This is a genomic window from Microbispora triticiradicis, from assembly GCF_005864065.1.
Lineage (GTDB): Bacteria > Actinomycetota > Actinomycetes > Streptosporangiales > Streptosporangiaceae > Microbispora > Microbispora triticiradicis.
In genome coordinates, this window is record NZ_VANP01000018.1 from 53,940 (window position 1) to 69,185 (window position 15,246).

Below are 15,246 nucleotides of genomic sequence, written 5' to 3' on the forward strand. Positions count from 1 at the left end.
TTCAATGGGTACGGCATCGCGGGTGCCCCGCGACGCCGTACCCATGCTGTTTTCCGGATAAGGGGACGCGCGCCGGTGTTTAGGGGCGAATCTCCGGTGGCGCCGCCGCTCCCGCACGGTTTCAATGAATGACGCGGCATACCCTCGGCCCGTCCTCCTGGCGGCGGGGGAGACGCCGCCCGGCGTGCGACGACGAAGGGGAGCTGAGTGAGATGTCAGAACTGAACGGAAGCGACGGCTGGGTCCGGAGGTTCCACCCGGCGCCGCGCGCCGCCGCCCGCCTGATCTGCTTCCCGCACGCGGGCGGGGCCTCGACGTACTTCTTCCCGGTGTCCAGGACGCTCTCGCCGGGCATCGAGGTGCTGGCCATCCAGTATCCCGGCCGGCAGGACCGGCGAACCGAGCCGCTGATCGACGACCTGCACGTGCTGGCCGACGTGCTGGCTCCCGTGGTGAGGCCCTGGTGCGACGGCCCGCCCGTCTACCTGTACGGCCACAGCATGGGCGCGACGCTGGCCTTCGAGGTCGGCGTGCGGCTGACGCAGGAGGGAGCGGCCCCCCGCGCACTGGTGGTGTCGGGGCGCCGGGCGCCTTCGACCTTCCGCGACGAGCGGGTGCACCTGCTGAGCGACGACGACTTCATCCGCGACCTCGACCGGCTTTCGGGCACCGACCCGCGGCTCTTCCAGGACCCGCAGGTGGTGGAGATGATCCTCCCGGCGCTGCGCAACGACTACCGGGCGGCGGAGACCTATCGCTACCGGCCGGGGCCCCGGCTCGACTGCCCGGTGGTGGCGCTGATCGGGGACGAGGACGCCCAGGTCACGGTCGAGGAGGCGCGCGTCTGGAGCGAGCACACCACCGGCCGGTTCGACCTCGGCGTCTACCGGGGCGGGCACTTCTTCATCAACGACCACGCCGCCGACGTCATGCGAGTGATCCGAGAGGTCGCCGCCGGTCGCACGCCGGCTCTGCCCGGCCAGGCCATCGCGCTGCGGGGGTGACCGGGCGCCGTTCACCGCGCCGTACCACACCGCGCCGTACCACACCGCGCCGCCCGGCCGGGGCCGGGCGGGCCAGGTGAATGCCCACCTTTACCTGCCGAATTGCGGAAAACGCTAACTGATGGCCCGCCGGGTGGTTCGGCGGCTTGTACCACTTGACACTTTCCTCCACGCGCGCCTCTTGACTCCACGGGGATTTTCGCAGGCTGTCCTATGGTCAGACGGGGCGACAAGGCGCAAGAATGACCCGGGGTATGCAATGGGGGGAAAGTTGAAATTTCAGATAAGGCGCCTTACCGTCGCCATGTCCGTCGTCATGCTCTCGGTCGCGGCCTGCGTTTCATCTCCCAGCGGCGGCGCGTCCGCTTCCTGCGCCCTGTCCGTCGGGTCCCTCTACGAACCGCAGAACCTGGACAACGCCGGCGGCGGGGGACAGGGCGCGGCGGAGGCGCTGGCCGGCAACGTCTACGAGGCGCTTTTCCGCCTCACCGAGGCGGGCGCCGTCGAGAAGTCGCTGGCCTCCGAATACACCGTCAGCCCGGACGGCCTCACCTACACCTTCGCGCTGCGTCAGGGCGTCCGCTTCCACTCCGGAACCCCGATGACCTCCGCCGACGTCCGGCACAGCCTGCGGCGCATCCTCGCCGGGACGTCCACGTCCTCGCGCAAGAACTCCCTCGACATGATCAAGAGCGTCGACGCGCCGGACGACCACACCGTCGTGGTCCGGCTCTCCAGCAGGTCGATCTCGCTCATCTACAACCTCAGCCAGGTGTGGATCGTCAACCACACGCTGGCCGATCCGAAGACCGCGGAGGACGGCACCGGTCCCTACCGCCTCGCGTCCTGGAAGCGCGGCGCGACGCTGACCATGGAGCGATTCGGCGGCTACTGGGGGGCGTCGCCCAAATGCGGGCAGGTGACGTTCCGCTACTACACCGAGGCGGCGGCGCTCAACAACGCGCTGCTGTCCGGCGCGGTCGACGTCGTCACCAGCGTGCAGAGCCCGGACGCGCTGGCGCCGTTCTCCGACACCTCGGCGTTCCGGATCACCGAGGGCACGTCCACCACCAAGCTCCTGCTCGCCTTCAACTGCCGGCGCGCGCCCTTCGACAAGCCGCTGGTCCGCAGGGCCGTCAGCGCCGCGATCGACGACGCGAAACTGCTGCGGTCGATCTGGGGCGACCGCGGCATGGTGATCGGCTCGATGGTGCCGCCCGCCGATCCCTGGTACGAGGACCTGAGCGGGAAGAACGCCTACGACGTGGAGGCGGCGAAGCGGATGCTCGCCGAGGCGGGCTATCCCGGCGGCTTCCCGATGACGCTCGACACCCCGCAGTACGACCCGCACCCGACCATCGCCGAGTTCGTGAAGTCGGAACTGGCCAAGGTCGGCATCACGGTGACGATCAACATCATCAGCGCGGACGAGTGGTACTCCCGCATCTTCCAGCACCACGACTTCGCCGCGACCCTCCAGGAACACGTCAACGACCGCGACATCCGCTACTACGGCGACCCCGGCTTCTACTGGGGTTACGACAACCCCGAGGTCTCCGACCTGATCAGGAGGTCGGAGTCCGCGAAGACCACGCGGGAGCAGACCGAACTGCTCCGGCGGGCCAACCACGAGATCGTCGAGGACGCCGCCAGCGACTGGCTCTACCTCAATCCGCAGATCGTCGTCGCGTCCGCCCGCGTGACCGGATACGCCGCCAACGCGGTCCAGGCGCAGTTCCCCGTCTACGGGATCGACAAGCGCTGACCGATGGCCGCGTATCTCGTCCGCAGGGCGATCCTGCTGGCACTGTCCCTGGCCGTCTCCAGCGTGGCGCTGTTCGTGCTGCTCCGGGTGCTTCCCGGCGACCCGGCCAACGCGCTGCTCGACATGGGCGCCACCCCGGCACAGGCCGCCGCCGCCCGGCACGAGCTCGGCACCGACCTGCCGCCGGCCCAGCAGTTCGGGGGGTGGCTCCGGGACCTGGCGCGGCTGGACCTCGGCCGGTCGCTGGTCAGCTCCCTGCCCGTGGCGTCCGAGATCGCCGGGCGGCTGCACGTCACCGTGCCTCTCACAGTGCTGGCCTTCCTGCTGGCCGTGCTGATCGCGGTGCCCACGGGATTCCTCGTCGCGCTGCGCAGGGGCACCTGGTACGGCACACTGCTGGCGGGGGTGAGTCAACTGGGTCTCGCCGTGCCGGTCTTCTGGGTGGGCATGCTGCTCGTCACCGTGTTCGCGCTGCGGCTGCGGTGGCTGCCGGCCGGCGGTTTCCCGGCCGAGGACTGGGCGGCCCCGGCCGCCGCGCTCACCTCGCTCCTGCTGCCCGTGGTCACCATCGCGCTGGTCATGTCGGCCTCGCTGACACGCTACGTCCACTCCGCCGCGCTGGACGTGCTCGACAGCGACTACCTGCGGACCGCCAGGGCGCTCGGCGCCCCGCTCCGTGCCGCGCTCCTGCGGCACGGGCTGCGCAACGCCGCCGCGCCCGTGGTGCCGATCCTCGCCATCGAACTGGCCAGTACGTTCCTGGGGGCGGTCGTCGTGGAGAACGTCTTCGCGCTGCCGGGACTCGGCAGCATGCTGGTGCGGGCGTTCGCCCAGCACGACTATCCCGTCATCCAGGGCGTCCTGACGCTGAGCACGGCCGCCGTGCTCACGATCGGCTTCGTGGCCGACACGGCCCAGCGCCTCATCGACCCGCGGCTGCGCCGTACCGCGACGGGAACGTCCGCGTGAGGTCGCGGGCGCTGGTCGCGGGCTGCGTCCTGCTGGGCGGGGTGGTCGCGATCGCGATGGTCTCGGCGCTGTGGACGCCGTACGACCCGGCCGACACGTCGGGCGGCAGGCTTGAGCCGCCGGGCCCGGAGCACTGGCTGGGCACCGACCGGCTGGGGCGGGACCTGCTGACCCAGCTCATGATCGGCGCCCGGGTGGCGCTGTCGATCGGGGCCGGGGCGGTGGCCCTCGGCGGGGCGCTCGGCCTGCTGGCCGGGATCGCGGCCGGCTTCGCCGTGCGGTGGCTGGACGACATGATGGCGGTGGTGCTGGACCTCCTGATCGCCTTCCCGACGCTGCTGCTGGCCATGCTGGTGATCGCGGCCAGGCGGGGATCGCTGCTGTCCGCCGTGACCGCCATCGGGCTGGCGATGACCGCCGTGGTGGCCAGGCCGGCCAGGCAGCAGGTGAAGCGGGTGCTGGCGCAGGACTACGTGACGGCGGCCCGCACCTCCGGCACGTCCTGGCCGGGGATCGTCGCCGGGCACGTGCTGCCCAACATCTGGCCCGCGCTCGCCGTGAACCTCGCCCTCCAGCTCGGCCGGGCCGTCCTGGCCGAGGCCGGCCTGTCCTATCTGGGCCTCGGCCCGCCGCCGCCGAACGCCTCCTGGGGACATATGCTGCGGGAGGCCCAGGCCACGGTCCTGGTCGCGCCCGGTGACATCGTCGCCCCGGGACTGCTGCTCGTCCTCCTGGTGATCGGCGTCAACCTGCTGGCCGACGGCGTCCGCGAGGTCGCCGACCCGCTCCTGCGGGGGCGCTGGTGAGCCTGCTCGAAGCCGGGAACCTGACGGTGCGCACGGCGGACGGCCGCGAACTGCTGCGCGACCTGTCCTTCCGGCTGGCCAGGGGGGACCGGCTCGGGCTGATCGGGGAGTCCGGCGCCGGCAAGTCCCTGACCGTGCTGGCGATCGTCGGCCTGTTGCCGGCCGGCATGACCGCCTCGGGCCGGGTCCTCCTGGACGGCGAGCCCATCCTCGGCGCGCCCGAGCGGGTGCTGAACACGGTCAGGGGCCGCCGCGTCGCCATCGTCTTCCAGGACCCGCTCGCCGCCCTTGACCCCCTGATGCGCGTCGGCGCGCAGGTCGCCGAGCCGCTGCGACGCCACCGGGGCCTGCGCGGGGCCGCCGCGCGGCGCGCGGCCCTGGAGGCGCTGACGGAGGTGCGGCTGGGCGACCCGGAACGCATCGCCCGGTCCTATCCCCACGAGATCTCCGGCGGCCAGCGCCAGCGGGTGGCGATGGCCATGGCACTGGCCTGCGAACCGTCGTTCCTGATCGCCGACGAGCCCACGGCCGCTCTGGACGGCACGGTCCAGGCGGAGATGCTCGCGCTGCTGGAGCGGCTGGTGGCGGCTCGCGGCATGGGGCTGCTGTTCGTCGGCCACGACCTGGCCGTGGTGGCCCGGGTCAGCCGCCGGATCCTGGTGCTGGAGCGGGGCAGGGCGGTGGAGGAGGGCGAGGTCGGGGACGTGCTGCGGGCGCCGTCGCACCCGCACACCCGGGACCTCGTGTCGGCCGCCCGGCGGCTGCACGGAGCGCTGGAGCGGATGCTGCCGTGACGTCGCCTCCTCCTGTTCTCGGCGTACGCGACCTGGGCTTCGCCTACCGGCGCGGTCCCGCCGTGCTCAGCGACGTCTCCTTCGAGGTCACCGCGGGCCGCGGGCTGGCCCTGGTGGGGGAGTCGGGAGCAGGCAAGACCACGCTGGTCCGCCTCATGCTGGGGCTGCTGCGGCCCCGCACCGGGCAGGTGCTCCTCGACGGCCTGCCGTTGCGCGGACGGATGCGGGCACTCCGGCACGCGGTGCAGCCCGTCTTCCAGGACCCGTACTCCTCGCTGGACCCGCGGCTGCGTGTGGACCGGATCGTCGGAGAGCCCCTGCGCTCGCTCGGCGTTGCCCGCGGTGCGGCGGCGACGGCCATGGTCGAGGAGGCGCTGCGCTCGGTGGGGCTGCCCGCGGACGCCGCCCGTCGCTATCCCCACGAGTTCTCCGGCGGGCAGCGGCAGCGGATAGCGATAGCGCGGGCGATAGCGGCCTCCCCCCGGGTGCTGCTGGCCGACGAGCCGGTCAGCGCCCTGGACACCGCCACCCGGGTGCGGCTCCTCGATCTGCTCGCCGAACTGCGGGAAAGCAGGCGGCTGACCGTGGTGCTCGTCTCCCACGACCTGGCCGTCGTCGCCGCGCTGTGCGAGGAGACCGTGGTCCTCGACCGGGGCCGGGTGGTCGAGCGCGGGGCCACCGCCGAGGTGCTCGGATCGCCGCGTCATCCCTGCACACGGCGCCTCGTGGCCGCGGCGCCGCGGCTCCCGCGAGCTCTAAACCCGCCCTGACCTGTAAAAAGCCGATTCAATAACGGAAGGATGGCGGCCTTTCCTACCTTTAAGGCGTCGGACAGAGTTCCCAGCCACAATGTGAGGTAAGAGATGAAGAACCACCTGCTGTCGCGTCTCGGCCGGATCGTCGGTGCCATGGTCGTCACGTTCGCGTTCGTCGCCTTCCCGCTCAGCGGAGGCGCCGCCGCCGGTGCCGTCGTTGACGTCAAGCCGGTCTACGAGGTGCCCGCCACCAAGCTCTGCTGCGGTTTTCCGTGATTGGGGCGCCCCGTTAAGAGTGAGTGAATTCTTGTTGCCGGCTGGAAATCGAATCCTGTGATTCTGACTGTGCCCGGTCACGCTCACAATGGAGCGGGATCGGTGGGGGTAGGGGGGCTTTCCCGATCTGGGGGAAGTCGAAGCCGACGCGGTGTGCCGCTCTGGACGGATCGTCGGCGAAACGTACGCGCACTCTGAGAAATCAGCCCATGACGGGTGGTGCCTGGTCGAAGCAGCCGAGGGGGGCGGCCTCGCCGGGTGTCACGACGACGGCGCTCGGCGTGTGGCAAGGGGGGCACGAACAGCATGGTCTCGTGTCGCACGCCGAGGGTGCGGGGGCCGTCAGGCCGTCATATGTCTTATACGTTTGTATTACCCGCTTTCATTCGGAAAGAGACTTTACGGGACACCTGGCATCACAGTGACTGAAAGTCGTCGAGAACGGCTCAGCTGTCGGGGTTCGGACGTAGCACACACGATTGGGATGGATTAATCTCTCCGTCAGGTCCTTCGGCATGGGGGAGCTACGCCAGCCCAACAGGAGATGTGGGTGGACTTCCGGATCCTGGGCCCACTTGAGGTCGTTCTCACCGACCGAAGGCTGGAGCTCGGGGGAGCCAGACAACAGACCGTCCTCGCCGCGTTGCTCCTGGAGGCGGGCCGGACGGTCACCGTCTCCCGCCTCACGGAGACCATCTACGACGACGCCCCTCCGCCGACCGCCAAAGCCCAGATCCAGATCTGCGTCTCGGCCCTGCGGCGCCTGTTCGGCAGCTGCGGCAGGCCCGACATCATCGTCACGCAGTCGAACGGCTATTCGGTGCGCATCACCGACGAGGGGTTCGACCTGGGCCGATTCGAACACCTCCTGCGCCAGGCCAAGCAGGCCCGGACGGCGAACCGCGCCGAGGAGGCGGTGGCCCGGTACCGCGACGCACTCGCCCTGTGGCGGGGCCCGGCCCTGGAGGGCATCGAGAGCCGGGTGGTCCAAGCGGCCGCGATGCGCCTGGACGAGGACCGGATCGCGGCCAACGAGGACTGCGTCGACCTGGAGTTCGACCTCGGCCGCCACCACGAGCTGGTGGGCGAGCTGACCGCGCTGGTGGCACAGTATCCGCTCCGCGAACGGCTGCGGGGGCAGCTCATGCTGGCCCTCTACCGTTCCGGCCGTCAGGCCGAGGCCCTGCAGGCTTACAACCAGGCGCGACGCGTCATGATCGACGAGTTGGGGATCGAGCCGCACGAGCGGCTCCAGCGACTCCAGCACGCGATCCTCACCTCGGACCCCGGGCTGAACCTGCCGGCGACCGCCGTGCGGGTGAGCACGCCTGCGCCGCCCTCTCCGCCGGTCGCCGTGCCCCGGCTGCTGCCGACCGACATCGCCGACTTCAGCGGCCGGTCCAAGCTCGTGGACGAGATCCTGGAGCGGCTGGTGGGCTCCGGCGGCGGTCCCGGCAGATACGCCGTGCCCATCGTCGCGCTGGCCGGCAAGCCCGGCATCGGCAAGAGCACGATGGCGGTGCACGTGGCGCACCGGGTCGTCGAGCACTATCCGGACGGCCAGCTCTACGCCAAGCTCCACGGCGGCTCCTCCCGGTCGGTCGCCGCCATCAGGGTGCTGGAACGATTCCTGCGGGCGCTCGGCGTGACGGGCTCCGCCGTCCCGGAGGGGCTGGAGGAGCGGGCCGAGCTCTACCGCATGCTGCTCGCCGACAAGAAGGTCCTGATCGTCCTGGACGACGTCGGCACCGAAGGCCAGGTGCTGCCCCTGCTCCCCGGCAGCCCCAACGCGGCGGTCGTCCTCAGCAGCAGGAGCCGCCTGGCCGGGTTGTCGGGCGCCGTGCACGTCGAGGTGGACGTCTTCGACTCGGCGCAGTCGCTGGACCTGCTCTCCCGTATCGCGGGGGCCGAGCGAGTGCAGTCCGAGCCCGACTTCGCGGTGGCCCTGGCCGAGCTCTGCGGCCACCTGCCGCTGGCCCTGCGCATCGCGGGCGCCCGGCTGGCCGCCCGCCCCCACTGGAGCATCGAGCAGCTCGTGGAGCGGCTGGGGGACGAGACCCGGCGGCTGGACGAGCTCAAGCACGGCGAGATGGGGATCAGGGCGAGCATCTCCCTGACGTACGAGAGCGTGAGCGGCGACGCGAGGCGGCTGTTCCGGCGCCTGGCCATCCTGGACTGCGACATCATCACCGCCTGGCTCGGTGCGGCCCTGCTCGACCGGCCCGTCGCCGAGGCGCAGGACCTGCTGGACGACCTCGCCGACGCCCAGTTGCTGGAGACGACCGGCACCGGCCGTGGCATCAACGCCCACTACCGCTTCCACGACCTCATAAGGGTCTTCGCCCGCGAGCGCCTGGCGGCCGAGGAACCCATCGCCGAGCGCAGCGCGGCCCTGGGCCGGATGCTCGGCGGCCTGCTGACCCTGGTCGACGCGGCCAGGCGGAAGGAGCTGGAGGACCGCCTCCTGATCCCGCCCCCGGCGTGGTCCCTGCCCGAGGTCCTGGTCGACCGTCTGGTGGAGCACCCGCTGGCCTGGTTCGAACGAGAACGGTCCATCCTCGTCTCGGGCATCAGGCAGGCGGCGCAGGCCGGGCTGACGGAGGTCTGCTGGGGGCTGGCGCTCGGCGCCGCCACCTTCTTCCTCTCGCGGTTCTACCTCGACGACTGGCGCGAGGCGCAGCAGATCGCGATGGCCGCCGTGCAGCAGGCGGGGGACATGGCCGGGCAGGCCACCATGCTGTACGTCAACGGCGCGCTGGCCTCCAACGAGCGCAGGTTCGACGACGCGCGCCGCGACTACCTGGCGGCGATCCAGCTGTTCACCGAGCTCGACGACCAGCGCTCCCTCGCCACCGCGCTGGCCAACCTCGGCTATCTCCACCTGGTCACCGGACAGCTGGACGCCGCGGCGGAGCGGTGCCGGCAGGCGCTCGACCTCTCGCGGCGCCACGGCACGCCGAGCAACACGAGCAACGTGCTCTGCCACCTCGCACAGATCCGGCTGTTGTTCTCCGACCCCGAGGGCGCCGAGGCCCTGCTGTCGGACGCGATGGAACTGGCCGGCGGCGTCAGCGGGCGTCAGAAGGCCTACATCCAGGTCAGGCTGGGCTACACCTACCTGGAGCTGGGCCGGTCGGCGGAGGCGCTCAGGATCGTGGAGGCGGCGCTCGCCGTTTACCAGAAGATCGGCGACCCCATGGGCGAGTCGTACGCCCTGATCTGCACGGGCCTGGCGAAGCTGCGGCTCGGCGCAAGGGCCGAGGCGAGCGGCACGCTGCGGCGCGCCCTGATGCTGGCCACCACCACCGACGACCGGCTCAGCAGGGGCCGGGTGCTGGCGGCGCTGGCCGAACTCGCCCTGGCGGAGGGCGACTCCGCCGGCGCGGTGACCGCCGCCGAGCAGGCACTCGACCTGTTCGCCACGCTGGGTGTGCCGCTGGACGAGGTCAACGTCCTCAAGCTGCTCCGGGACGCGCACCGGGTGCGGGGCGACGACGCGTCGGCCGCGGAGGCCGTCGCGCGCATCCTGACCATCGCGGCGAAGCTGGGTCCGGAGGTGGCCGAGCGGCTGCGGGTCGTGCTGGCGACGCCCACGCGTCGGGCCGGCATGTCCTAACCCGGCCGCTGCCGGGACTGCCAACCTGTTGGAATCCCCATCGGTTGGGTCATAGGATCGGTCCGCAACGGTAATCTTTTCGTCCATCCCCATCAACGTGTGAAACCGATCATCCTTGTGGGCCCGGGGGACGGGTCCGATAAGTGCAAGGAGTCACGCGGTGAAGTTTCGCATTCTCGGGCCTCTGGAAGTCGTGGACGGCGCGCATCGCGTGGACCTGGGCAGCACGAGACAGCAGACGGCTCTCGCCGTGCTCCTGCTGGACCACAGCCGGGGCACGTCCATCGGCAGGCTCATCGAGGCGGTCTACGACGACAACCCGCCCACGACCTGCCGCTCACAGGTGCAGATCTGCATCTCGGCCCTGCGCCGGGTCTTCGCCCAGTACGGCCGGCCCAACCTGATCTCCACTCACTCCCAGGGGTACGCGATCGAGGTCGGGGACGACGACGAACTCGACTGCGACCGCTTCCAGAACCTGATCCTGCTGGCCCGGCGGTCCGGCGCGGCCGGCGCGGCCGAGGCCGCCGTCGGGCACTACCGCGAGGCGCTCGCCCTGTGGCGCGGCCACGCGCTGGAGGGGATGGACAGCAGGCTGATCCGGGCGGCCGCCCGCCGCCTCACCGAGGACCGGATCACCGCCCACGAGAAGTGCATCGAGCTGGAGCTCTCCCTGGGGCGGCACCGGGAGGTGATAGCCGAGCTGACGGAACTGGTGGAGCGGTATCCGCTGCGCGAGCAACTGCGCGGTCAGCTGATGACCGCTCTCTACCAGTCGGGACGGGAGGCCGAGGCCCTGCACGTCTACCGCGAGGGCAGGCGGATCCTCGTCGAGGAGCTGGGGATCGAGCCGAACGAGCGGCTGCGCCGGCTCGAACACGCGATCCGGGTCTCCGTCGAGACGGGGCGGCCGGCGCCTGCCCCGGCGGCCGCGGCGGGCGTCGCCGTGACGGCGCCTCGTACCGGCGCCCCGCGGATGCTGCCGGCCGGCATCGCCGACTTCACCGGCCGGGCCCCGGAGGTCGACGCCGTACGCCGTCTCATCACGCCGTCCCCGGGGGAACGGGCGCCGTTCGCCGTGCCGATCGCGGTCATCACCGGCAAGCCGGGCGTCGGCAAGAGCACCCTCGCCGTCCACACCGCCCACACCGTGGCGGAGCGGTTCCCCGACGGGCAGCTGTTCGCCGCCCTCCACGGCGGGACGGCCCGCCCCGTGCATCCGTTCGACGTGCTGGGGCGGTTCCTGCGGGCGCTCGGCGTCCCGGGCGGCGCGGTACCGGAGACGCTGGACGAGCGGGCCGAGATGTACCGCGGCCTCCTGGCCGGCCGCACGACGCTGGTGGTGCTCGACGACGCGGCGGGCGAGAGCCAAGTGGTGCCGTTGCTGCCGGGCAGCTCCGACTGCTCGGTCATCGTCACCAGCCGCAGCAGGCTGACCGGCCTGCCCGGCGCGCGTAACGTCGAGGTGGAGACCTTCGACCCGGACCAGTCGATGCGGCTGCTGGCCCACATCGCGGGAGAGGACCGGGTGCGGTCGGAGCCGGCGTCGGCACAGGCCCTCGCCGAGCTCTGCGGCCAGTTGCCGCTCGCGTTGCGCATCGCCGGATCACGTCTTTCCGCCCATCCGCACTGGAGCATCGAGCAGCTGGCGGGGCGGCTGCAGGACGAGACCCGTCGGCTGGACGAGCTCAGGCACGGCGGGATGGGCATGAGGGCCAGCATCGCCATCGCCTACGAGAGCACCGGCGAGGTGGCCCGCAGGCTGTTCCGCCGGCTCGCCATCCTCGACTTCCAGCCGTTCCCCTCGTGGGTCAGCGCCGCGTTGCTGGACCGGCCGCTGCACGAAACTCAGGACCTGATGGACGACCTGGCCGACGCCCAGCTCGTCGAGATCACCGGGACCGGGCGGGGCGCCCACAGCCGGTACCGTTTCCACGACCTCATCCGGGTCTTCGCCAGGGAGCGCCTGGCCGCGGAGGAACCGGCCGCCGAGCGCGGCGCCGCGCTGGCCAGGGTGCTGAGCTGCCTGCTCCACCTCGCCCGGGACGCGCACCGCGAGCAGTACGGCGACGACTACGCGGGCCTCCACAGCGGCGCCGCCCGCTGGCCGCTGCCCGACACGCTGGTCCGCCGGCTCGTCCAGCAGCCGCTCCCGTGGTACGAGCGCGAACGGCTGACCCTGGTGTCCGGGATCCGCCAGGCGGCCCAGGCCGGTCTCGCCGAGCTGTCCTGGGACCTGGCCATCTGCGCCGCGCCCTTCTTCGAGTCCAGGGTCTACTTCGACGACTGGCGCGACACGAACAACGTGGCGATGGCGGCCGCCCGCCAGGCCGGAGACCGCAGGGGACAGGCGGCCATGCACTACTCCACGGGCCTGCTGTCGGCCGCCGAGCAGCGCTACGCCGACGCCCGCGGCAGCCTCGACACGGCGCTGGAGCTGTTCCGGCAGACCGGCGACGACCACGGCGTGGCCCTCACCATCCGCCGCATCGGTCTGCTGGAACGCGAGTCGGGCCGTTTCGACGAGGCCGGCGCCCGCCGCGTGGTGGCGAGCCGTCTTGATGAGGAGAAGACACAGGCACCCGGCCGGCGTTCCGCCCGGCCGGCCCGTGGCCGTCCGGCCTCCGGGCCCTCTCCGCGGAACGTGGAAACCCCCGCCCGCAAGTGATCCGGGCAAACGAATGGAGCCGTCGGGTCGATTCCCGACGGCTCCATTTTCGTACGTGCGACTCGTTCGTCTCTCATCGCTGGAATCACGGCTTCTGCCGGCTACCGCGCACTCAGTGGCGTCACCTCTCATGAGGCTCACAAATCGTTCAAAATTGCGCTTTCGCTGATATCACTATAAGAGGATCGGCAGACGCGTTCACACCCCTAGGCACCCTTGTCCGGGTGGCCTCGGCCCAGATGTCCGGCGCCCGTTCGCGGCCCCGCATCCCCGATAGAGCGGCGAAGGTGAACCGATAGCCGGCGCTGCGAGGCTGTGCGGAAGCGACCCGGAACACGTCACTGGAGACTCGAGATCGGTCCCCGAGGGTCCGATAGACAGGTGTGCGGAGAGATGAACATTACGGCGCAGGCGTTGGACAGCGTTTTCGGCCGCGGTGCGGCCGGCGTTCGTTTGCGCCTGGAGCGCGAGGTCGACGGCATCTGGTGGCATGTGACCACCGCCGAGACCGACGGGGCGGGCGTCGTGAAGGGATGGGACACCGCCCAGTTGGAGCGCGGGCTCTACCGCATGATATTCGACAGCGACCACTACTTCGTCAATCTCGGAATGACCGCCGCCTATCCGGAGATCGCCGTGATGTTCCGCATCATCGGCGACGTTTCCTCTTTCCAGATCCAGGTGACGCTGTCGCCTTATTCCTATTCGACGTATTTCGGTTCGAACGGTTAACCCTGAGCCAGAGAGAAGGGATCTTCCGTTGACGAGGATGACCAAGGCGCTGCGGCGCTACCGCGCACCCGAACCCGTCCGGCTGCCCGGCCGCCGCTGGCCTGACAACGTCATCACGCGGGCGCCTCGCTGGCTTTCCACCGACCTTCGCGACGGCAACCAGTCGCTGGCCAGTCCGATGAGCCCGGCGCGCAAGATGGCCATGTTCGATCTGCTGGTCCGGATGGGCTACAAGGAGATCGAGGTCGGCTTTCCCGTGGCGAGCGAGGACGACCACGCCTTCCTGCGCGAGCTCATCGAGCGCGACCTGATCCCCGACGACGTCCGCGTCTCCGTCCTGGTGCAGGCACGTGACGAGTTGATCCGGCGGACCGTGGAGAGCCTCGAAGGCGCTCCCCGCGCCACCATCCACCTGTACAACGCGACGTCGCCGTTGTTCCGGCGGCTGGTGTTCGGGATGACCAGGGACGAGTGCAAGGACCTGGCCGTCCAGGGCACGCGCCTGATGATGAAGTACGCGGACAAGACGCTGAGCGACTGTGACCTGGGCTTCCAGTACTCTCCCGAGCTGTTCAGCGACACCGAGCTGGACTTCGCCCTCGAGGTCTGCGAGGCGGTCATGGACGTCTGGCAGCCCGGCCCCGGACGGGACATCATCCTGAACTTCCCGTCGACCGTCGAGCGGAGCACGCCCAACGTCTTCGCCGACCAGATCGAGTGGCTCGACCGCAACCTGTCCCGGCGGGAGCACGTCTGCCTGTCCATCCACCCGCACAACGACCGGGGGACCGGCGTCGCCTCGGCGGAGCTGGCCATGATGGCCGGCGCGCAGCGCATCGAGGGCTGCCTGTTCGGCAACGGCGAGCGCGCGGGCAACGTGGACCTGGTCACGCTCGGCATGAACCTGTTCAGCCACGGCGTCGACCCGGGCATCGACTTCTCCGACCTCAACGCGATCCGCCGCGTCGTGGAGGAGTGCAACGGCATTCCGGTCCACCCGCGCCACCCCTACGGGGGCGACCTCGTCTACACCTCCTTCTCCGGCTCCCACCAGGACGCCATCAAGAAGGGCTTCGACGCGCTGGAGCGGGAGGCCGCTGCGGTCGGCGCCCCGATGGACGAGATGCCCTGGGACATGCCGTACCTGCCCGTCGATCCCGCGGACGTGGGCCGGACCTACGAGGCCGTGGTGCGGATCAACAGCCAGTCCGGCAAGGGCGGCGTCGCCTACATCATGAGCACCTGGTACGGCAGGCACCTGCCGCGCGACCTGCAGATCGACTTCGCCCGGGTGGTGCAGCGGCGGGCCGACAGCGAAGGCATGGAGATCACCCCCAGCGGGGTGCGGGAGCTGTTCGAGAGCGAGTACACGTGCCCGCCCGGGCCGCCCGTCTTCGGACCGGAGCCGCTCGCCGTCGAACTGCACGTGGACGGCGGCGGGTTCGAGGTCGGCGCGGAGCGCGCCGACGCGCTGCAGGCACTCCGGGTGAGCCTCGCCGAGTGGGGGATCGAGGTCCGCGCCGTCCACCGGACCGGTGTCGGCCAGGGGGAACAGGACGTCGCGGCGGGGGTCGCGGTCTACGCCGAGTGCCGCCTGGGGAACCGTACGCACTGGGGCGTGGGGATCGAGCGGGACGCCGAGACCGCCGCGCTCCGCGCGGTGCAGGCCGTCGTCCACCGGGCCGCCCGGCTCGTCGAGCCCTCCGGCAGGAACCACCGCGAACTGGGCGAGGCTCACGGGCGCCCGCGCAGGCGGCGGCTGGCCACCACCGCGTGACCGCGCACGACCGACCTCCGGCCCTCGTCCACGGGCCCCGTACGGAAGGGCACGACGCGATGACGCGAAAGCAGCTGAAGAAGA

The 15,246-nt window shown here is 71.0% G+C and carries 11 protein-coding genes; all 11 read left to right on the top strand.

Going from position 1 to position 15,246, the window contains the following annotated elements; translation table 11 throughout:
* Positions 1-212 precede the first annotated feature (212 nt).
* The 11 genes from FED44_RS31580 to leuA all read left to right on the top strand — a co-directional run bounded on the left by FED44_RS31580 (position 213) and on the right by leuA (position 15,162).
* A complete protein-coding gene (locus FED44_RS31580) occupies positions 213-1,004 on the top strand; it encodes a thioesterase II family protein (RefSeq protein WP_138462963.1) in 792 nt (263 codons plus the stop codon).
* Between the two features lie 304 nt (positions 1,005-1,308).
* Positions 1,309-2,769 (top strand): ABC transporter substrate-binding protein, encoded by a 1,461-nt coding sequence (locus tag FED44_RS31585; RefSeq protein ID WP_138462964.1) that lies wholly within the window; start codon positions 1,309-1,311, stop codon positions 2,767-2,769.
* A 3-nt stretch (positions 2,770-2,772) separates the two neighbouring features.
* The gene (locus FED44_RS31590; RefSeq protein ID WP_117409925.1) at positions 2,773-3,738 is read left to right on the top strand and encodes an ABC transporter permease; all 966 of its coding nucleotides are present in this window, start codon (positions 2,773-2,775) and stop codon (positions 3,736-3,738) included.
* On the top strand, positions 3,735-4,544 hold the full coding sequence (locus FED44_RS31595; RefSeq protein ID WP_220502369.1) for an ABC transporter permease: 810 nt from the start codon (positions 3,735-3,737) through the stop codon (positions 4,542-4,544). Before FED44_RS31590 ends, FED44_RS31595 begins: the two co-directional genes overlap by 4 nt.
* Complete coding sequence (locus tag FED44_RS31600) at positions 4,541-5,338, top strand: ABC transporter ATP-binding protein (protein WP_138462965.1); 798 nt, start codon at positions 4,541-4,543, stop codon at positions 5,336-5,338. The genes FED44_RS31595 and FED44_RS31600 overlap by 4 nt, the downstream gene beginning before the upstream one ends.
* Positions 5,335-6,108 (top strand): ABC transporter ATP-binding protein, encoded by a 774-nt coding sequence (locus FED44_RS31605; RefSeq protein WP_117409927.1) that lies wholly within the window; start codon positions 5,335-5,337, stop codon positions 6,106-6,108. Before FED44_RS31600 ends, FED44_RS31605 begins: the two co-directional genes overlap by 4 nt.
* A 93-nt stretch (positions 6,109-6,201) precedes the next feature.
* Positions 6,202-6,369, top strand: coding sequence for a hypothetical protein (locus FED44_RS36140; protein WP_165900889.1), 168 nt, complete (start codon positions 6,202-6,204; stop codon positions 6,367-6,369).
* Between the two features lie 550 nt (positions 6,370-6,919).
* On the top strand, positions 6,920-9,985 hold the full coding sequence (locus tag FED44_RS31610; protein WP_117409960.1) for an AfsR/SARP family transcriptional regulator: 3,066 nt from the start codon (positions 6,920-6,922) through the stop codon (positions 9,983-9,985).
* A gap of 160 nt (positions 9,986-10,145) precedes the next feature.
* A complete protein-coding gene (locus FED44_RS31615) occupies positions 10,146-12,653 on the top strand; it encodes an AfsR/SARP family transcriptional regulator (protein WP_138462966.1) in 2,508 nt (835 codons plus the stop codon).
* A 393-nt stretch (positions 12,654-13,046) separates the two neighbouring features.
* On the top strand, positions 13,047-13,385 hold the full coding sequence (locus FED44_RS31620; protein WP_117409929.1) for a hydroxyisourate hydrolase: 339 nt from the start codon (positions 13,047-13,049) through the stop codon (positions 13,383-13,385).
* Between the two features lie 37 nt (positions 13,386-13,422).
* Positions 13,423-15,162, top strand: coding sequence for a 2-isopropylmalate synthase (leuA, locus tag FED44_RS31625; protein WP_117409930.1), 1,740 nt, complete (start codon positions 13,423-13,425; stop codon positions 15,160-15,162).
* Positions 15,163-15,246 lie beyond the last annotated feature (84 nt).